The 19500-nt window shown below is 72.8% G+C and carries 16 protein-coding genes; 9 read left to right on the top strand and 7 right to left on the bottom strand.

Annotation, left to right across the window (positions count from 1 at the left end; all coding sequences use genetic code 11):
* Window positions 1-1410 (bottom strand): DEAD/DEAH box helicase (locus QCN29_RS27650; RefSeq protein WP_398860081.1); only part of this gene is annotated, 1410 nt, incomplete at its 3' end.
* Between the two features lie 522 nt (window positions 1411-1932).
* On the opposite strand from QCN29_RS27650, the gene QCN29_RS27645 reads away from it, so the two are divergent.
* Complete coding sequence (locus QCN29_RS27645) at window positions 1933-2670, top strand: ferritin-like fold-containing protein (protein ID WP_240134802.1); 738 nt, start codon at window positions 1933-1935, stop codon at window positions 2668-2670.
* Window positions 2671-2744: 74 nt separating this feature from the next.
* On the opposite strand, the gene QCN29_RS27640 is transcribed toward QCN29_RS27645, so the two are convergent.
* The 4 genes from QCN29_RS27640 to QCN29_RS27625 form a co-directional block, all read right to left on the bottom strand.
* The gene (locus QCN29_RS27640; RefSeq protein WP_279931559.1) at window positions 2745-3014 is read right to left on the bottom strand and encodes a hypothetical protein; all 270 of its coding nucleotides are present in this window, start codon (window positions 3012-3014) and stop codon (window positions 2745-2747) included.
* A gap of 160 nt (window positions 3015-3174) precedes the next feature.
* Window positions 3175-3402 (bottom strand): DUF3107 domain-containing protein, encoded by a 228-nt coding sequence (locus tag QCN29_RS27635; RefSeq protein WP_279931557.1) that lies wholly within the window; start codon window positions 3400-3402, stop codon window positions 3175-3177.
* Between the two features lie 156 nt (window positions 3403-3558).
* Window positions 3559-4212, bottom strand: coding sequence for a TetR/AcrR family transcriptional regulator (locus QCN29_RS27630; RefSeq protein WP_240134807.1), 654 nt, complete (start codon window positions 4210-4212; stop codon window positions 3559-3561).
* Between the two features lie 194 nt (window positions 4213-4406).
* Window positions 4407-4634: a hypothetical protein gene (locus QCN29_RS27625; RefSeq protein ID WP_240134808.1), complete on the bottom strand. Its 228-nt coding sequence runs from the start codon at window positions 4632-4634 to the stop codon at window positions 4407-4409.
* 122 nt (window positions 4635-4756) lie between these two features.
* On the opposite strand from QCN29_RS27625, the gene QCN29_RS27620 reads away from it, so the two are divergent.
* The 7 genes from QCN29_RS27620 to moeZ all read left to right on the top strand — a co-directional run bounded on the left by QCN29_RS27620 (window position 4757) and on the right by moeZ (window position 13815).
* On the top strand, window positions 4757-5722 hold the full coding sequence (locus tag QCN29_RS27620) for an alpha/beta fold hydrolase (protein ID WP_279931555.1): 966 nt from the start codon (window positions 4757-4759) through the stop codon (window positions 5720-5722).
* Window positions 5723-5730: 8 nt separating this feature from the next.
* Entirely contained in the window at window positions 5731-7134 is a 1404-nt protein-coding gene (locus QCN29_RS27615; RefSeq protein WP_279931553.1) for a DUF3152 domain-containing protein, read from the top strand.
* A gap of 266 nt (window positions 7135-7400) precedes the next feature.
* Window positions 7401-9431, top strand: a complete 2031-nt coding sequence (locus QCN29_RS27610) for a DUF3492 domain-containing protein (RefSeq protein WP_279931551.1) — start codon at window positions 7401-7403, stop codon at window positions 9429-9431.
* A complete protein-coding gene (locus QCN29_RS27605) occupies window positions 9428-10645 on the top strand; it encodes a hypothetical protein (protein WP_279931549.1) in 1218 nt (405 codons plus the stop codon). Before QCN29_RS27610 ends, QCN29_RS27605 begins: the two co-directional genes overlap by 4 nt.
* Window positions 10646-10755: 110 nt before the next feature.
* Window positions 10756-11715 (top strand): NAD-dependent epimerase/dehydratase family protein, encoded by a 960-nt coding sequence (locus QCN29_RS27600; protein WP_279931548.1) that lies wholly within the window; start codon window positions 10756-10758, stop codon window positions 11713-11715.
* Window positions 11703-12572 (top strand): spherulation-specific family 4 protein, encoded by an 870-nt coding sequence (locus QCN29_RS27595; protein ID WP_279931546.1) that lies wholly within the window; start codon window positions 11703-11705, stop codon window positions 12570-12572. The genes QCN29_RS27600 and QCN29_RS27595 overlap by 13 nt, the downstream gene beginning before the upstream one ends.
* Before the next feature lie 64 nt (window positions 12573-12636).
* Complete coding sequence (moeZ, locus tag QCN29_RS27590; protein ID WP_279931544.1) at window positions 12637-13815, top strand: adenylyltransferase/sulfurtransferase MoeZ; 1179 nt, start codon at window positions 12637-12639, stop codon at window positions 13813-13815.
* Between the two features lie 394 nt (window positions 13816-14209).
* Here the strand turns inward: moeZ and QCN29_RS27585 are convergent, their stop codons facing one another.
* Both QCN29_RS27585 and QCN29_RS27580 read right to left on the bottom strand, forming a co-directional pair.
* Window positions 14210-15781 carry an alpha/beta hydrolase gene (locus QCN29_RS27585; protein WP_279931543.1) on the bottom strand — a complete coding sequence of 524 codons (1572 nt, stop codon included), beginning with the start codon at window positions 15779-15781 and terminating at the stop codon, window positions 14210-14212.
* A 148-nt stretch (window positions 15782-15929) separates the two neighbouring features.
* Window positions 15930-18791, bottom strand: a complete 2862-nt coding sequence (locus QCN29_RS27580) for a lysylphosphatidylglycerol synthase transmembrane domain-containing protein (protein ID WP_279931566.1) — start codon at window positions 18789-18791, stop codon at window positions 15930-15932.
* 353 nt (window positions 18792-19144) lie between these two features.
* Between QCN29_RS27580 and QCN29_RS27575 the strand changes: the two genes are divergently transcribed.
* Window positions 19145-19480 (top strand): MGMT family protein, encoded by a 336-nt coding sequence (locus tag QCN29_RS27575; RefSeq protein WP_279931542.1) that lies wholly within the window; start codon window positions 19145-19147, stop codon window positions 19478-19480.
* Window positions 19481-19500: the final 20 nt, after the last annotated feature.

Raw genomic sequence — 19500 nt, 5'->3', positions numbered from 1 at the left:
GGCCTGGGCCTGCGGGGCTTCCGCGGGCGTGCCCGCCCGCGTCCGACGCCGACGCCGCGGGGTCCGCGGCTCCGTGGCCTCCGTCTCGGCTGCGGCCGGTGCGCCTGCGCCCTGTTCCTCCACCGGCGCGCCCGCCCGCGTCCTCCTCCGCTGCCGCTGCGTCCGCTGCCGCGCCGGCTGCTCCTCGCGTGCGCCGCGCCCGCGGCCACGGGCGGCGCCCGGCTCGCCCAGGTCCTCGATCTCCTCCGCGGCCAGACCGGCGCGGGTCCGCTCGGCCCGCGGCAGCACGCCCTTCGTCCCCTCGGGGATGCCGAGGTCCGCGTAGAGGTGCGGAGACGTCGAGTACGTCTCCACCGGGTCGTTGAACTCCAGCTCCAGCGCCTTGTTGATCAGCTGCCAGCGCGGGATGTCGTCCCAGTCCACAAGGGTCACGGCCGTACCGGAGGCCCCTGCCCGGCCCGTGCGGCCGATCCGGTGCAGATACGTCTTCTCGTCCTCGGGCGACTGGTAGTTGATCACATGCGTCACGCCCTCGACGTCGATGCCGCGAGCGGCGACGTCGGTGCAGACGAGCACATCCACCTTGCCGTTGCGGAAGGCTCGCAGAGCCTGCTCCCGGGCGCCCTGCCCCAGGTCGCCGTGGACCGCGCCGGAGGCGAACCCGCGCCGGGAGAGCTGGTCCGCGATGTCCGCCGCCGTCCGCTTCGTACGGCAGAAGATCATCGCGAGTCCGCGGCTCTCGGCCTGGAGGATGCGGGCGACCATCTCGGGCTTGTCCATGGAGTGCGCGCGGTACACGCGCTGGGCGATGTTCGCGACGGTCGCGCCCTCGTCGTCCGGCGCGGTGGCGCGGATGTGCGTTGGCTGGGACATGTACCGGCGGGCGAGGCCGATCACCGCGCCGGGCATGGTCGCCGAGAACAGCATGGTCTGCCGCTTCGCCGGCAGCAACTGGATGATCTTCTCGACGTCGGGGAGGAAGCCCAGGTCGAGCATCTCGTCCGCCTCGTCGAGCACCAGCGCCCGCACATGGGAGAGGTTCAGCTTCTTCTGGCCGGCCAGGTCGAGCAGCCGCCCGGGGGTGCCGACGACGACGTCGACGCCTTTCTTCAGCGCCTCGACCTGGGGCTCGTACGCCCGGCCGCCGTAGATCGCCGTGACGCGCACATTGCGCACCTTGCCGGCGGTCAGCAGATCGTTGGTGACCTGGGTGCACAGCTCACGGGTGGGCACGACCACCAGGGCCTGGGGGGTGTCGGTGAGCTGCTCGGGCCGCGCCCGGCCCGCCTCGACGTCCGCGGGGACGGTGACGCGCTCCAGCAGCGGCAGGCCGAAGCCGAGCGTCTTGCCGGTGCCGGTCTTGGCCTGGCCGATGACGTCGGCGCCGGAGAGGGCGACCGGGAGCGTCATCTCCTGGATCGGGAAGGGAGTGGTGATGCCGACGGCTTCGAGGGCCTCGGCGGTCTCGGAGAGGATTCCGAGATCCCGGAAAGTCTTGGGCTGCGTAGTCAGGGTGTTGCCTCTTCTGTGAGACGCGGCACAAAGGCGAACGCTGGGGGGTCGTACCGCGCCTGGGTACGTGACCGGCCGTGGATTGGCCGGATGACGCGGGACCACTGCCGTCGCTCGAGCGCTCATGCCGCTGAGGGGGCCCCTCATCTGCGGAGGTGCGCAGGAGCGCACCGCCCGCGCGGAGGGCGGTCGGGTCGGAGCCGATCGGGCCACCGACCGGGCATCCTCATTCATCAGACGGCCCGTCGAGCAGAAAAAAGCATCCACACCCGGCAGGCTCAATACCACTGTACCCCGGATTCGCGCATCTGTGTTGGCCGAATTCACGGCAGCCGTTCCCGCCACTGCTCCGGGAGCTGTTGCGGCGGCCGGGCTGACCAGGTCCTTCCCGTGCGGCGCGAGCGGGCTATTGTGCGGTTCATGGAGACGCCTGACACCGCCGCCGAGCACGCCGCCGAACACACCGGGATCGCCGCCCAGGACTGGGCCGCGGCCTCCGCGGACCCCCAGTACCGCGCCGCGGTGGTGGATCTGCTGGGCGCCCTCGCCTACGGCGAGCTCGCGGCCTTCGAGCGGCTCGCCGAGGACGCGAAGCTCGCGCCCACCCTGGCCGACAAGGCGGAGCTGGCCAAGATGGCGTCCGCCGAGTTCCACCACTTCGAGCAGCTCAGGGACCGGCTCTCCGCGATCGACGAGGAGCCGACCGCAGCCATGGAGCCGTTCGCCCAGGCACTGGACGACTTCCATCGCCAGACGGCCCCGTCCGACTGGCTGGAGGGCCTGGTCAAGGCGTACGTCGGCGACTCGATCGCGAGCGACTTCTACCGTGAGGTGGCCGCCCGGCTAGACGGCGACACCCGCGCGCTGGTCCTCGGCGTCCTGGACGACACCGGTCACGGCAACTTCGCCGTCGAGAAGGTCCGCGCCGCGATCGAGGCCGACCCGCGCGTCGGGGGACGGCTGGCGCTGTGGGCCCGTCGCCTGATGGGCGAGGCGCTCTCCCAGGCCCAGCGGGTCGTCGCCGAGCGCGATGCGCTGTCCACGATGCTGGTGGGCGGAGTGGCGGACGGCTTCGACCTGGCGGAGGTCGGCAGGATGTTCTCCCGCATCACCGAGGCGCACACCAAGCGAATGGCCGCGCTGGGCCTGGCGGCCTGACGGCCGGCCCCGGCTTGCGCCCCCGCCCCGGCTTCCGCGCCCGCCGAGGCCCTACGCGGCGGGCGGTCCGGACGCTACGGCAGGGCACGTCGCAGACGGCGGCTGCCGGAGGGCCGGATCAGCAGCGAGAGCAGTACGGCCCCGATGGCCAGCGCGCCGGCCAGCGTCGCCAGCAGATGGCTCGGGCCGAGCGCCGCGTGGGTGACGTACGCGCCGAACAGGGCACCGACCGGGCCCGTGGCGTACACCACGCGGCCGGACGGGAGACGGTCGGGCAGATGATGTGCGGCGGCCCAGGACAGGGCGAGTCCGAGCAGGACGGAGCCGAGCGCTTCCCAGAGCACTGCTGATCACCTCGCGGACACCGTGCGGGCAATGCGGTCGTAGCCCGTACTACCCGGCGTCAACGGACGGCAACCCTCCGAGACGCCCTCCGCGAGCAGCGCAAAGGCCCCGGCGGATTCCGCCGGGGCCTTCCTGAGTCGTGACGCCGCGTCGTGCGTGTTACGGCGCTCCGAACCCCACGCGCCGCGCCGTCGGCTCGCCCAGTTCGACATAGGCGATCCGCTCCGACGCCACCAGGACCTTGCGGCCCTTCTCGTCCGTGAGGCTGAGCAGCTCCGTCTTGCCGGTGAGCGCCTCGCTCACCGCGCGCTCGACCTCCTCGGCGGACTGCCCGCTCTCCAGAACGATCTCCCGGGGCGCGTGCTGCACGCCGATCTTGACCTCCACGGCTATGTCCCTCCGAACGGTCAGTGCGGTGCGCGGTCAGCCGCGCCGTACGCAGCACACATTAGCCCGGAGAGAGCACACGCCACGTCCGGGTCGCGCACGCCAGGAGCGAACAGGCGGGCGGATCGGCCGGGCCGGGGTCGGTCGGCGGCTCCGTCAGAGTCCGTCGGGGTGCGGCTCGCCGCCGTGCAGCGGGAAGCCCGCGATGCCGCGCCACGCCAGCGAGGTCAGCAGCTGCACGGCCTTGTCGCGCGGAATGCCCGACTCGCTGGAGAGCCAGTACCGGGCGACCACCTGGGAGACCCCGCCCAGGCCCACGGCCAGCAGCATGGACTCCTCCTTGGACAGGCCGGTGTCCTCGGCGATCACATCGGAGATCGCCTCCGCGCACTGCAGGGACACCCGCTCCACGCGCTCGCGCACCGCGGGCTCGTTCGTCAGGTCGGACTCGAAGACCAGCCGGAACGCCCCGCCCTCGTCCTCCACATAGGCGAAGTAGGCGTCCATCGTCGCCGCGACGCGCTGCTTGTTGTCCGTCGTCGACGCGAGCGCCGTGCGCACCGCGTGGAGCAGCGACTCGCAGTGCTGGTCCAGCAGCGCCAGATAGAGCTCGAGCTTGCCGGGGAAGTGCTGGTAGAGCACCGGCTTGCTGACACCGGCCCGCTCGGCGATGTCGTCCATCGCGGCCGAGTGGTAGCCCTGGGCCACGAACACTTCCTGGGCCGCGCCCAGGAGCTGGTTCCTGCGGGCTCGGCGTGGCAGGCGTGTGCCCCGCGGGCGCGCCGCCTCTGTCTGCTCGATGGCTGTCACGCCGCCTCCCATGATCGTTACATGTGCGCGTCGCACCGCGCGCGGCCATCGTACTTTTGGGTAACGCGGCTGTGTGCTGTGCGAGCGCAGAATTTCACGGACCGGACAGTCGGCACGGGTCTCCGCCCACGCACATCGTGCGCACAATCATGGCGAGCTCGGTCAAAAGGGGGCGGATCGCCGATAGGGGCGGATCACCGATAGTCGTCCTCGTTGAGCGCCACAACCCGGGCCTGCTCCGCGCGGTCGGCCTCGTTGGCCTCGCCCCGGGCTGCGTCCGTCATCTCGTCGTCGCGCTCCTGCCGTACGTCGGTGTGCTGCTCGGCGGCGTCGGCCTCCGGCACCTCCTCGTCGAGGTCGACGGCCGCGTCGTCCTCGGCGATGTCCTCGAAGGTGTCGGGATCGGTCGGATCGACAGCCATGCGGCACCGCTTTCCACGAGAGGGCCTCTTCTACGAGACTACGAGCTACCCATGTGGCGCGCTATGCGATGTGTGACGCCGAACACGCGAGCGCTCGCGTGATCGTCTCGTAACATCGGCTTATGTCTTCGACCGAGCTGTCCGGAGTCGGCTCCGCCGCTGCCGCGGCGGAGCCGAAGGTCCAGGCCGTGCGCGTGGCCGAGGGAGAGGCGCTGCGCACCGTGATGCTGCCCGGGCTGAGGCTCAGCGTCAGATCCAGACCGCCGGCGGGCGCCGGGCTGCCGCCCGCGCTGTACGTCCACGGGCTCGGCGGCTCCTCGCTGAACTGGTCGGAGCTGATGGCCCGGCTCGAGGAGGACGTGGACGGCGAGGCGGTCGACCTCCCCGGCTTTGGCGCCTCCCCGCCGCCGGAGGACGGCGACTACTCGGTCACTGGGCACGCCCGCGCCGTCATCCGCCTCCTCGACGAGGGCGGCCGGGGGCCCGCGCATCTGCTCGGCAACTCCCTGGGCGGGGCGGTGTGCACCCGCATCGCCGCCGTACGGCCCGACCTGGTCCGCAGCCTGACCCTCGTCTCACCCGCCCTGCCCGAGCTGCGGGTGCAGCGCTCGGCCGTGCCGACGGCGCTGCTCGCCGTGCCCGGCGCGGTGGGCGTCTTCCGCAGGCTGACCCAGGGGTGGACGGCGGAGCAGCGCACCCTGAGCGTGCTGGCGCTGTGCTACGGAGATCCGGCCAGGGTCACCGAGGAGGGGCTGCGCCACGCCGTGCAGGAGATGGAGCGGCGGCTGCAGCTCCCGTACTTCTGGGAGGTGATGGCCCGCTCCGCACGCGGCATCGTGGACGCCTACACGCTGGGCGGTCAGCACGGGCTGTGGCGGCAGGCGGAGCGGGTTCTCGCGCCGACCCTGCTCGTCTACGGAACACGGGACCGGCTTGTCTCGTACCGTATGGCGCGGAAGGCGGCCGCGGCCTTCCGCGACTCGCGGCTGCTGACCCTTCCGGAGGCGGGACACGTGGCGATGATGGAGTATCCGGAGACGGTCGCCCAGGCCGTCCGGGAACTGATCGACGACTGTGGTGGAGGCTGATCCGGGGCGTGGGACGGCATAGTCGCAAAGGCCCCGCACCCAAGGGCTCCGACACAGCAGACGGCAGCAGGACACCCGGCATAGCCGGCGAGCGGCGCGAGGCCGACGGGGCGGCGGGCCGGGGGAGCGGGCGGCGCAGGCGGACCGGCCCGGCCGTGCACGACCATCACGCTCCCGCGCCCCCGCCCGGACACCCCGGCGTGTACGAAGGACGGCCCGGATCCCAAACCGGTCCGGCGCCCGGCGGCTCCGCGCCCTTCCTCGGCGGCGGCCTCGCCCGAGGCGGACACCCCCAGCAGTACGAGGCCGGCGGCGGATGGGGCGCCCCGCCCCCGTACGGACCCGGGGCCGAGCGGGCGGGGACCGCCGTCGCGTCGCCCCCGCGCGGCGGGGGCGACGCGTTCATACCGGGGCCGCGCCGCGAGTTCGTCGAGGCGTTCGACGCGCCGTTCGACGACGACCGCGGTGAGGCGTCCGCGCTGCGCGGCCCCGGTCGGGACGCCGATCGCGATGCCGACCGGGACGCTTCAGGGTCCGAGTACGGCGTCGAAGGGGCCGAGGACGGAGACGGCAGGGCCGCAGGCAGCGGCAGAGGCGGCGGCAGGGGCCGCACCTTCACCGGGATCGCGGCCGCCGCGGTGACCACCGTGCTCGCCGTCGTCGTCGCCGGCCAGGTCGGAACGGAGGGGCCGGACAGGACGGACGCGCGCACCGCCGACCAGGGCCGGGACGCCGAGGAGCGGCCGGGCCGCTCCGAAGGCCGGCCGACGCCGTCCGAGAGCGGGCAGGCCGTCGCCTCCCCCTCTCCGCCCGGCTACGAGCAGCTGATGGCCGAGCAGTTCCCGATCGACCCGGAGCTGAAGCTGTCGGGCGAGTTCGCGGCGGTGCCCGGTATCGACAAGGCGCCCGGCAAGGGCCGCAAGGTCACCTACCGGGTGGACGTCGAGGAGGGCCTCGACCTCGATGCGGCGGTGTTCGCCCGCGCGGTCCGGGAAACCCTGAACGACGACCGCAGCTGGGCGCACGGCGGCGCCATGACCTTCGAACGGGTCTCCTCCGGGAAGCCGGACTTCGTCATCACCCTCGCCAGCCCGGGCACCACGGCCGTCTGGTGCGCCAAATCGGGCCTGGACACGACCGTCGACAACGTCTCCTGCGACTCGGCGGCAACCGACCGCGTGATGATCAACGCCTACCGCTGGGCGCAGGGCGCGGAGACCTACGGGCCGGACCGGATGCTCGCCTACCGGCAGATGCTGATCAACCATGAGATCGGGCACCGCCTCGGCCACAACCATGTGAACTGCACGACGCCCGGCGCGCTCGCCCCTGTGATGCAGCAGCAGACCAAGACCTTGGAGATCAACGGCATCACATGCCGTGTCAATCCCTGGGTGCACCCCGGCGAATGACGACGATGCACGGGGCGGACGAGTCCGCCGGATGAGTCGGTGAGCGTGGCGCCGGTCGCACACCCCTGCATATCTCACGGTGTGTAGTCGAAAAGGCCTGTAGCGCAACGGAACGCAACCGGGGCGCGAAAGTTACGAGCATTCACCCCTTCCGGTGGCGCGACGGACAACCGTCCGTCGCGTCGCCTGCCTATCCGCTTACCGTCGTCCCGCTGCGAGTCGCCGACCAACGGCGGCCGTCCACAAGGGAGATCGGGGGTGCGCTCGTGCGGATCGGACTGCTTACGGAGAGTGGTTATCCGTATGCGACGGGTGAGTCCAGGCTCTGGTGCGACCGGCTTGTACACGGGCTTGACCAGCATGATTTTGACGTCTACGCGCTGAGTCGCAGCGCTCGGCAGGAGGCGGGCGGCTGGGTCCCACTCCCGCCCCAGGTGGGTCGGGTGCGTACCGCGCCGCTCTGGACGCCTGGCTTCCGGCCCGGCGGAGACGGGCGCGGACAGGGGGCGCGGGAGCGCGCGTACGGCCGGCGCGAACGGCGGCGATTCCTGGAGTGCTTCGAGCCTCTGGCCGCCGCCGTCTGCACTGAGGAGGCAGGCGGGACGACAGCGGCGGGCAGGCCGGGAGGAGACCACGAGGACGGGCGCGACGGAGCTGACAGCCGTGACGGCGGATTCGCCGAAGGGCTGTACGCACTCGCCGGCCTCGCCCGCGAGCACGGCGGACTGCCCGCCGCCCTGCGCTCCGAACACACCGTGCGCGTACTGGAGTCCGCCTGTCGCGCCCCCGGTGCGCGCCGCGCCGTACGCTCCGCGGGCGTCGCCGACTACCTGCTCTTCGCCGACCAGTTGGAGCGCGCTCTGCGTCCGCTCTCGCTGGACTGGTACGACGACGAGGAGGACGGACTGGGCGCCGTCGACCTCTGCCATGCCGCATCGGGCGGTGCCGCGGCCCTGCCCGGCCTTGTGGCCAAACGCTTCTTCGGAGTTCCGCTGCTGGTCACGGAGTACGGCGTACAACTCCGCGCGCATTACCTGGCGTCGGGCGGCGCACTGAGCGCTCCGGTCCGCGCCCTGCTCGCCGGCTTCCACCGCCGGCTGGCGGCCGAGATCTACCGCCGGGCCTCGTTGGTCACCCCCGGCAACACCCATGCGCGCCGCTGGCAGGAGAAGTGCGGCGCCGACCGCGCCAAGCTGCGCACGGTCTACCCCGGCATGGAGGCGGACCGTTTCGCGGCGGTCGGCGAGAGCGAGCCGGAGCGCGGAAGCAGGCCGTGCGGCGGCGGCAGGGCACGCGCGTACGGCGGCTACAGCGGGCATGCCGGACACGGCTGTTGGGACGACGGCGTGAGCGGTGCGGATGACGGCGTGAGCGGCGGGGACGACGGTGTGAGCGGCGGGGACGCGGCGGCCGAGGCGGAGGCGCAGACCCTCGTCTGGGTCGGCCGGATCGAGCCCGCGAAGGACCTCATCGCGCTGCTCCACGCCTTCGCGGAGATCCGCAGGGAGGAGCCCCGCACACGGCTGCGCATCTTCGCCGCCCCAGGGCAGGGACGCCACTCCGGGCCCTATCTCGCCCACTGCCAGGCGCTGGCCGCCCAGCTCTTCCCCGACGAGGCCGCCGACGCACACGCGGTCGGGGACAACCCGGTCTCCTTCGAGGAGATCGGCGGCCCGGAGGCTCCGGAACTCGCCGACGCCTACGCCTCGGGCGGGATCACGGTCCTCTCCAGCGTCGTCGAAGGCTTTCCGATCAGCCTGATCGAGGCCATGTTCTGCGCACGCGCGACCGTGTCAACGGATGTGGGCGCGGTCGTCGAAGTCATCGGCGGCACCGGCCTCGTCGTGCCGCCGCGCAACCCGCGCGCGCTCGCCGACGCCTGTCTGGCCCTGCTGCGAGACCCGGAGCGCAGTCGGCGGCTGGGCGCTGCCGCCCGCGCACGTGCGATGGAACTGTTCACCGTCGAACAGAATGTGGCGGCGTTCCGTGAGATCTATCTGGAGCTGATCTCCCACTCGCCGGTGCGGCGCGACGTGGTCGACGAGGACGGCGAGCCGCTGCCGTTCGCCAACCCCGTCGAAGTCCATGTGCCGGGCGGCTGGCCCCCCGGGCACGCGGACGTCCGCGGCCCCAGCCGCCCGCGCCCGGCGCGGACCGCCCACGCCTCTGAGCCGACCGCCCACGCCTCTGAGCCGACCGGTCCGGCGGCCCACATCGGCGCGCACGCACTCGCTTACCCGCTCGTCGACTCCGCGCTGCCCCCGGCGGACTCCCCGGCGAAGGAGGCCTGCCCATGAGCGAGCGGCAGGACAGACCGGCCACCCGGCGGCCGCGCATCGCCCCGCGCCGCGGACCCGCCGACCCGGTCAAGGCGCTGCTGCACCGCCACCGGGAGCTGTGCGAACGGGCCGTCGACCCACTGGAGATCGCCGCGGGCCTGGAAGTACACGGCGTCACCGACAGAACGGCCGCCCGCTTCCGCCACCGCGACGTCTTCTCACTGGCCGAGGAGCTGTACGCGCGCGTGCCGCGCGGCGCGGAGACCGCCTCGGCCGCCCGCGGCTCGGGACGCGGACCGGCGGCGCCCGGCTTCGACCCGCCCGCCCGGGACGCCGAAGGGTGCCCCCGGGACGCCGAAGCGTGCGCCGGACGCCCCGGTGCACGGCCCCGCGGCGCACCATCGCTCGGCCGGGTGGGATACGCCGCCCTCACCTTGACACCCGGCGCGGTGTGCGCGCTGGCCGTCGCCGGTTGGCAGACCGCCGAGGGCTCGGCCCGCATCGTCGCCGCCGCAGCCGGAACCGCCGCCGTCGCCGCCGCGCTGCTCCTCTGCCTGCGGAGCGGCCCGCTGTCCGTGCCGGGACGGCGTACCGGAGCCGCCACGCGCCTCTGCACACTCTGGCTGCTGGCCTACGCGGCCTACGGGCACCGGCTTCCGGACGAGCTGATCGGCGGCGGCCCCGCCGGACCGTGGGCGCCCACCCCGCAGCCGCTCGTCGGCCTCGCGCTCGCCGTGGCCCCTGCGGCCTGGTGCGCCCGCCTCTTCGCCGTGAGGGTCCGCAGACGGCTGGCGGCCAGCCGGGGGCTGGACGACTTCTCGACGGCCGCCCGCCCGCTGCTGTTCTCGACGACGGCGCTCTACCTGCTCTGCCTGGCAGCGCTGCTCGCCGTCGCACGGCTCGCGTTCCCGTACGAACACCTCGGCCCCGCCGTCGCCCTGGGCGCCCTGCTCTTCCTGGCCCGACTGCTCGCCGTGCACGGCTCGGCAGGCCCCTCCCGCACCGGACTCGCCGCCGCCTGCGGCCTCGAACTCGCCGTCCCCACGCTGCTCCTGGCCGCCCGGTTGCCCGGCTGCGGCTTCCTGGCGGCGCCCGTCGAGTCGGCGGTCGCGGCCTGGGGTTCCGCCGCCCTGCCCCAACTCGCCTGCGGCGCCGCCGCCCTCGCCCTGCTCGCCCACGCCGCCGTGGCGCTCTCCCGGGCCTCGGCCCACACCGCCGTTCCGTCCGGCTGACCCGCCATGCGCATCCCCCGGCTCCCACAGCACCACCACGAAGGAGAGAAGGACATGACCCCCCAACCACCCCTGACGGCAACCTCCGGACGTCCTCGAGGAGCGGTGCGATGAGGGTGCTTCTGCTCGGCGCCAACGGATTCCTCGGCCGGTTCGTCGCCGAACGCCTGCTCGCCGACCCCGCCGTCCATCTCACCGCGCTGGGGCGGGGTGACGACGCCGATGTGCGCTTCGACCTGGCCGGCGGCAGCCCCGGCGCCCTCACCCGCTTCCTGAGCGCCGTCCACCCGGGCGTCGTCATCAACTGCGCGGGCGCCACCCGAGGCGGGGCACGGGAGCTGACCCGGCACAACACCGTCTCCGTCGCCACCGTCTGCGAGGCGCTGCGCCGCAGCGGCTGCGGCGCACGGCTCGTGCAGATCGGCTGCGCCTCCGAGTACGGGCCCTCCCAGCAGGGCTCCTCCACAGCGGAGGACGCCATTCCGCGCCCGGGCGGCCCGTACGGCGTCAGCAAGCTCGCCGCCACCGAACTGGTCCTCGGCTCCGGACTCGACGCCGTCGTGCTCCGGATCTTCTCCCCGGTCGGGCCCGGCACCCCGGCCGGCTCCCCGCTCGGCAGACTCGCCGAGGCCATGCGCCGGACCATGCAGTCCGGGGACGGCGAGCTCAAACTCAGCGGCCTCGGGGTGCAGCGAGACTTCGTCGACGTACGCGACGTGGCCCGGGCCGTGCACGCGGCCTCCCTCTCCGCCGCGCAGGGCGTGGTCAACATCGGCACGGGGCGCGCGGTGCGGCTGCGCGACGCGGCCGCCGTCCTGGCGCGCGTCGCGGGCTACACGGGCACCCTCCACGAACTGGACGTGCCGCCGGGCCGGCCCGCCATCGGAGCCCAGCGGGGGGAGAGCGGGATGGAACACATGGCCGTCTCCCCCATGCCGTACCCGGACGGCTGCGGCCCCTGGCAGCAAGCCGATGTGCGCACCGCGCGCGACCGGCTCGGCTGGCGGCCGCGCATCAACCTCGAGGAGTCCCTCGCCGACATCTGGATGGAGGCGGCATGCCGCATCTGACCGACTCCGACGTCACGGCGGCCGGGAGGCCCCGGCCGGGCTGCCGAAAACAGCCGGGGGAGGAGGGGTGGGGCAGGCTCGCCCTGGGCGTCCCGGGGCTCGCCCACCCGCTGCTCGCCCCTGCCGAGTGGGGAGGACTGAGCCGGTCCGGCGCCTCGCTGGACTGGGTGGTCCTCAATGTCTCCGGAGGGCGGGTCGACCGCAAGGTCTCCGGAGGCCCGGGCGAGCGGCCGGACCCGCACTGCCTGGAAGCGGTCGGACGTCTGCGCAACGCGGGCGTGTGCGTCCTGGGCCATCTCGATCTGTGCGGCGGGGAGCGGCCCCACGCGGATCTCATCGGTGACGCTTGTCACTTCCTCGAGTGGTACCGGGTCGACGGCTTCCTGCTGGACCGGTGCCCGGCGGACCGCGCCGCGCTGTCACGCGTATGCCGTACGACGGCCATGCTGGAGGTGCTCTCCGACGGCGGGCATCTGGTGCTGGGGCAGGGCGTCCATCCGTACCCCGGGTACGCGGAGGCCGCCGACCAACTGATCACGTTCTGCGGCCACTGGACGGAGTACCGCTGGTCACAGGTGGCGGAGTGGACGGCCGACTATCCGGCGGAACGGTTCGCTCATGTCGTCCAGGGCGTCCCGCGCACCCATCTGGAGGAGGCCGCGCGGATCGCGCGCTGGCAGGGCGCGAGCACGGTCTTCTTCACCGACCGCACGGAACGCGCGGCTCGTGCGGGACACTCAGTGCAGACGGGGCATTCACAACGGATTCCGGAGTACACGGCAAACACGGCATTCGACACGCTGCCCGGCTACTGGGACGAAATCGTCTCGCAGATCGGACTCGGTGTCTCGGAATGAGGAGGGCCGTGGCAGTGTTACGGGAAGACCAAACCGTACTGACTTACCGATCTACGGAGTCCCCGTGTCGCTGCCACCCCTGGTCGAGCCAGCTGCTGAGCTCACCGTCGACGAGGTCCGCCGGTACTCCCGCCACCTGATCATCCCGGACGTAGGGATGGACGGGCAGAAGCGGCTGAAGAACGCCAAGGTGCTCTGCGTGGGCGCGGGCGGCCTGGGTTCGCCCGCTCTGATGTACCTGGCGGCGGCCGGTGTCGGCACCCTCGGCATCGTGGAGTTCGACGAGGTCGACGAGTCGAACCTGCAGCGCCAGATCATCCACAGCCAGTCCGACGTCGGCCGCTCCAAGGCGGAGTCCGCCCGCGACACGGTCAAGGGCATCAACCCGTATGTGGACGTCGTCCTTCACGAAGAGCGGCTCGAGGCCGAGAACGTGATGGACATCTTCCGCCAGTACGACCTGATCGTCGACGGCACCGACAACTTCGCCACCCGCTATCTCGTCAACGACGCGTGCGTGCTGCTGAACAAGCCGTACGTCTGGGGCTCCATCTACCGCTTCGACGGCCAGGCCTCCGTCTTCTGGTCCGAGCACGGCCCCTGCTACCGCTGCCTGTACCCGGAGCCCCCGCCGCCGGGCATGGTGCCGAGCTGCGCCGAGGGCGGCGTGCTGGGCGTGCTCTGCGCCTCCATCGGATCCATCCAGGTCAACGAGGCCATCAAGCTGCTCGCAGGCATCGGCGAGCCGCTGGTCGGCCGACTGATGATCTACGACGCCCTGGAGATGCAGTACCGCCAGGTCAAGGTGCGCAAGGACCCGAACTGCGTGGTCTGCGGCGAGAACCCGACCGTCACGGAGCTCATCGACTACGAGGCCTTCTGCGGAGTCGTCTCGGAGGAGGCCCAGGAGGCGGCCGCCGGTTCGACGATCACTCCCAAGCAGCTCAAGGAGTGGCTCGACGACCGGGAGAACATCGAGCTCATCGACGTCCGTGAGCCGAACGAGTACGAGATCGTCTCCATCCCGGGCGCGAAGCTGATCCCGAAGAACGAGTTCCTGATGGGCTCGGCGCTGGGCGATCTGCCGCAGGACAAGAAGATCGTCTTGCATTGCAAGACGGGTGTCCGCAGTGCGGAAGTCCTCGCCGTCCTCAAGTCCGCCGGCTTCGCGGACGCCGTCCATGTCGGCGGAGGCGTGATCGGGTGGGTCAACCAGGTCGAGCCGGAGAAGCCGGTCTACTGATCCGCCGCCGCGGAACGCCGCGGAAGGCCGCGGAACACGGCCTCGGGCCCCGGACCGGAACCATCCGGTCCGGGGCCTTCGCCGTTCCGCGCGGGCCGCGGCGGTCGTCCCGGGCCGCGCGGGGCGTCATGGGGCGCGGCGGGCCGTCTCGGCGCGGGCTGGGCAGTCTCGGGACACGCCGGACCGTCCCCGGCCACGCCGGACCGTCCTGGGGTGTGCCGGGCAGACGCGGGGCGCGGCGGGCAGCCTCGGGACACAGCCGGACCGTCCCCGGCCACGCCGGACCGTCCTGGGACACGCCCGGACCGTCCTGGGACACGCCCGGACCGTCCCGGGCCGTCTCGGCGCGGGCGGGGCCGTCTCGGGGCGGGCCGGGCGGCGGGACGTGGCCCTGTCACAGCGATCCGCCGCAGACGGCGCCGTCCTCGGGGACCGCGCCCTCCAGGAGATACGCGTCCACGACCCGCATCACACATGTGTCGCCGGTGTTGTACGCGCCATGCCCTTCGCCCTCGTAGGTCAGCTCCACGCCCACGCCGTCCCCGAGCGCCTCGGCCATGGCCCGCGCGCCCTCGTACGGCGTCGCCGGGTCGCCGGTGGTGCCGATCACCAGGATCGGGGGCGCGCCCGGGGCCGACACGTCCGGCGTGGGCGCGAGACCCGGCACCGGCCACTCGCTGCACGACATCAGCGCCCAGCCCATGGTGTCCCCGAACACCCGGGACGCCTCGCGGAACTCGGGCAGTTTGGACTTCGTCTGCCCCAGGGTGTAGCGGGCGCTGGAGTCGACGCAGTTGATGGCCGTGTTGGCGGCCTGGATGTTGCTGTAGGTGCCGTTCTCGTTGCGGCCGTTCAGCGAGTCGGAGAACGCCAGCAGCAGCGCTCCGGAGCCGGCGTCGGCCTCGTCGAGCCCCTGCTCCAGCAGCGGCCAGAACTCCTTTGAGTACAGGGTCTGGGCGATTCCGTTGATGGCCTGGGTCTCGTTGAGCCGCCGCAGCCCGATTCCGGAGATCGGGTCCTCCCGCAGCCGGTCGAGCAGCGCGATGATCCCGTCGACGACCTCGTTCGCGGTCGCTCCGGGCAGCAGGCAGTCGTCGCCCCGGTTGACGCAGTCCTGGGCGAAGTTGTCCAGAGCCAGCTGGAAGCCCCGGGCCTGGCCGAGCGCGCCCTGCTCCATGTTCTTGGTCGGGTCCACGGCGGCGTCGAAGACCGCTCGGCCGACGTTCCTCGGATAGAGATGGGCGTAGACGCCGCCCAGTTCGGTGCCGTACGAGATGCCGAAGTAGTACAGCTTGTCGTCGCCGAGGACCTGGCGCATCAGATCCATGTCGCGGGCGGCGTTGACCGTGCCGACATACGGCAGCTCCTTGCCGGACCGCTCCTCGCAGCCGTCGGAGAACTCCTCGATGCCGTCGACGAACTCCTTCTCCTCGGCCGCGTCCTCGGGGGTCGCGTCCTCGGCGAAGTACGCCTGCAACTGCTCGTCGTCCAGGCACTCCACCCCCGCGCTGTCCCCGACGCCCCGCGGATCAAAGCTGACCAGGTCGTACCGGGCGCGCAGGGTCTCGAAGTCCTCGGCGAAGCCGGGCAGCGTGGCCACCCCGGAGCCGCCGGGCCCGCCGAAGTTGAAGATCAGTGAGCCGATGCGGCGGTCGGGGTCGCGTGCCCGGGCGCGGATGAGGGCCAGGGAGACGGTGTCGCCGCCGGAGTCGTCGTAGTCCAGCGGGACGTCCATCGCGGAGCACTCCCACTCGGCGCCGCCCGGCAGCGGGGAGGGGGCGGGGCCGTTCCCCTGCTCTTCCGAGGGAGGCCCGCAGGCTTCCCACTCGAGCTCCTGGGAGGCCAGATCCTGCGCGCGGTCGTGGTCGTTCCCCCCGCCTCCGTCGCCCGAGCAGCCCGCGGCCAGCAGCACGGACACGGCGACGGCGAGCGCGGCGGCCCGCCCGGCGGAGGAAGAGGTCGGCATGCCGCCATCCTGCGCCCGCCCGACCCCGGCCGCCCCCGCGGCGGTCCATGCGGGTGGTCGCGCCGCCCGGCGCCCCGGCAGCGTCCGGAGCGCGCCCGACCGCGTCCGTCGCGCCGCCGGCAGTGCCCCGGCCGCGCCGCCGACGGGGCTACAGCAGTCCCTTGCGCGTGAGCTGGCTGAAGGCGAACCAGCCGGGCAGCACCGGAAGCCACAGCGTCAGCGTCCGGTACAGCAGGACCGCGGGGGCCGCCACGTCCTTGGGCAGGCCCACCAGGAGCAGACCGCCCAGAAGCGCGCCCTCGACCGCTCCCACGCCGCCGGGCGTCGGCGCCGCCGAGCCGAGCGCGTTGCCCGCCAGGAACACCACGGCGACCGCGGCATAGCTCACCGGCTGGGCGCCGTCCCCGAACGCCCGGATCGACGCGTCCAGGCACATCACGAACACACCGGTCAGCAGCAGCATTCCGCCGATGCCGGTGAGCAGCTTCAACGGCCGCTGGAGCACGTCCAGCATGCGCGGCACCACGCCCGCGAACAGCGAGCGCAGCCGGGTGACCACGAACTTCCGCAGGAACGGGATCGCCGTGACCACCAGCACCAGCACCGCGACCGTCAGCAGCCCGGCGATGACCGTCCTCGACGGCGTCAGCGACGCCGTCTCCTCCGTGCCGGTCAGATAGCCGAAGGACAGCAGGAGCAGGATGTGCGCGCCCAGTCCGAAGAGCTGGGACGCGCCGACGCTCGCCACGGCCAGGCCCGGCCTTACCCCGGAGCGCTGCAGGAAGCGGGTGTTGAGCGCCACGCCGCCGACCGCCGCCGGAGCGACGATCTTCACAAAGGACCCGGCGACCTGGGCCAGCACGGTCCGCATGAAGCCCACCCGCTCCGGCACAAAGCCCAGCAGGGCCATGGCGGCGGCGAAGTAGCTCAGGGCCGAGAACACGGCCGCAGCGGCGACCCAGCCCCAGTGCGCCTGCGAGAAGATCGTGCCGAAGTCGATCCCGGCGATCTGCGAGAGCAGGAAGTAGGCGGCGACCGCGCCGGCGATCAGACTGACCAGCGTCCGCGGCTTGATCCGCTCCAGCCGCACCGGCTCCACCGGCGCCTGGGGTCTGATCAGCAGTACCTCGTGGCGGATCTGGGTGAGCAGATCCTCCTCGCGAACCTCGTCCAGCGCCTCGTCGATGGCCTTCTTGTCGGCCAGCTTCTCGGCGCGTTCGGTCTTGCGCTGGGCCTTGCGGTCCCCGGCGGCGGCCCCCGCGCCCGCCGCCGTACGCGCCCTGTGGGAGGCCTCGGCCGCCTTGAGCACCGCTTCGCGCTCCCGCTGCGCCCGTTCGCGGGCCAGCCGGCGCAGCGTCGCCCGCGTCGAACGGCTCAGCGCGATCGGCTGGAGCAGCGGCAGGCAGCCGGCGACCGCGTCAGGGCCGAGCACCTCGACCGCGCCCGCGACGGCGCGCTCCGCGCCCACCCTCAGGCCGAGCGTGGTCAGCAGCTGTGCCACGTCCATGCGCAGCACCACATCGCCGGCCGCGATCTCGCCGCCCCGCAGGTCCGTGAGGATGACCTTGCCGGAACGATCCACCAGCACGGCGTCGCCGGTCAGCCTGCGGTGCGCGATCCGCCGCGACTGCAGCGCTCTCACCTGCTGCCAGGCGCCCCGCACCACCTCGTCGGTGATCTCCTCGTCGGTCAGCGCGTCCAGGTACCGACCGCCCAGATGCTCGTACACCAGCATCACGGCGTCCGGGCCCAGCTCGGAGGTGGCGATCAGTTTGGGGGCGTTGGCGCCGGCCGCGATCGCCGCGTAGGCCAGGAGGGCCTCCTGCTCCAGGGCCTGGCGCAGGGTCTGGATGGAGCGGCGGGTGGTGATGGAGCGCAGCGTCAGCCGCCGCCACAGGCGGTAGAAGAAGCCGTGTGCCTGCTGCTCGCGGTCCACGACCGTGACATCGAGCGGGGGGCCGTCCTCCAGGGTGACCAGGTAGCGGCGGCCGCGGTCGCCGCCCTCGCCGTTCGCCTCGGCCTCGACGGGGGGCTCCTCGGCGCGCCGGGCGCTGACCGGGTGGAAGCCCACATGGCGAAGGCCCGCGAGGAGGTTCTGCCCGGTGGGGCGCACATTGGGCGAGCCGACGGCGTACAGGGTGCCGTAGGCGACAGTCCAGCCGAGCAGCACGGTCAGGATGATCGAGAAGGGTGTGGTGTAGCCGGCGACGAGCATCGCGAAGGCGTCCATCAGCAGGACCACCCACAGGGCGACGCGCCAGCGCGGTCTTCGGGCCATGCCGACGGCCGTCATATAGGCGATGACCGGGGCGAGATAGCCGTGTACGGGGTCGGTCAGATCCCCGCCCGCCTGCTGCTGCGTCAGGGCGTCCTGGAGCGAGTCGGGCGCGGCCTCGGCCACCCACAGGTCGGTGGCGAGGGTGACGCCGTGTGCGAGGACGGCGGCCAGCACGCCGTCGGCGATCCGCAGCCCGTCGCGTTTGACCAGCCGCTCGATGGCGAAGGCGACGGGGACGAGCAGCACGGCGATGCTGGAGGCCAGTCCGGCGATCTTGACGAGGAGGGCGGGGGCTCCTTGCGTGCCCTTGTCGATGTCCTGTTCCAGGCCGGTGGTCGTGCCCTGGGCGAAGGCTGCGACGGCGAGGATGACGGCGATCGCCAGGATGCCGATCAGCAGCCGCATCAGATCGGACGGCCGGTGCACGCGCGCGGCGAGCAGCGGCTCGTCCCGGGAGACGCTGTCGGCCTGGATCACCTCGGGTTCGCGAGGCTCCTCCGATCCCTTCCGGTTCTTCGGTCCCTTCGAGTGGGAGGGGCGGTCCGACGGCGGGTCGTCCGATGGCGGGTCGTCCGGGTCGGGGTCGTCCGAAGACTGGTCGTCCGACGGCGGGTCGTCCGGGTCGGGGCCTTCCGATGGCGGGCCGTCCGGCCCGGACGGGTCGCGGACCGGCCCGGGACGCCCGCCTGCGGGCTCGCCGTCGGCGGCTCCTCCCGTGGCCGTTTCCCCCATCCCGTCGGCTCCGCCAGCGCCGGCCCCGGCTTCGCCGTCGGCTCCCTGGGCTCCCTGCGCATGTCCGGGCACGCCGCCGGCCGGGCCGTGCGCCGCGCGCCTGGACCCGGGATCGTCCGGATACGGCTCGGGCTCGGGCGCGCCGGCCGCCATGCGAGGCTGCACGCCCTGCTCCTTCGCCGTCTCTGTCTCTTCTTGGTCTCGTATCACCGGTCACCTCCCCCTACGCCCCGGAGGCGTGGGGGACCCCCGGCACGATGGTGGCACGAGCGGACGGCAACGGGGGCATCAGGGTGCATCCCGAAGATCCGCTCATGGGGCCATTGTCGGTGGCGTGCGGCAGGATGGGCCGGATGGATGCGCTGCCTGAGTACGCGGAGCGGGTGCTGGAGGTCGCGGAACGGATCCCGCCCGGCCGTGTGATGACGTACGGAGACGTGGCCGAGTGGCTCGACGAAGGCGGTCCACGCCAGGTGGGCCGGGTGATGGCCCTCTACGGGGGCGGGGTGCCGTGGTGGCGTGTGGTCCGCGCGGACGGGGTGCTGCTGCCCGGTCATGAGCTGCGCGCGCTCCGGCACTACCGCGCGGAGGGGACCCCGCTGAGGGAGGCGACGGCCGCAGCGGAGGGGCATACGCCTCGGATCGATATGAAACGGGCGCGGTGGGACGGCGGCGGAACTCACATATGACAGCTTCCGCCACGGGCCGA

This window comes from Streptomyces chengmaiensis (genome assembly GCF_029846775.1).
Lineage (GTDB): Bacteria > Actinomycetota > Actinomycetes > Streptomycetales > Streptomycetaceae > Streptomyces > Streptomyces chengmaiensis.
The sequence above is the reverse complement of the archived record's forward strand: the minus strand, read 5'-3'. Positions and strand labels throughout refer to the sequence as shown.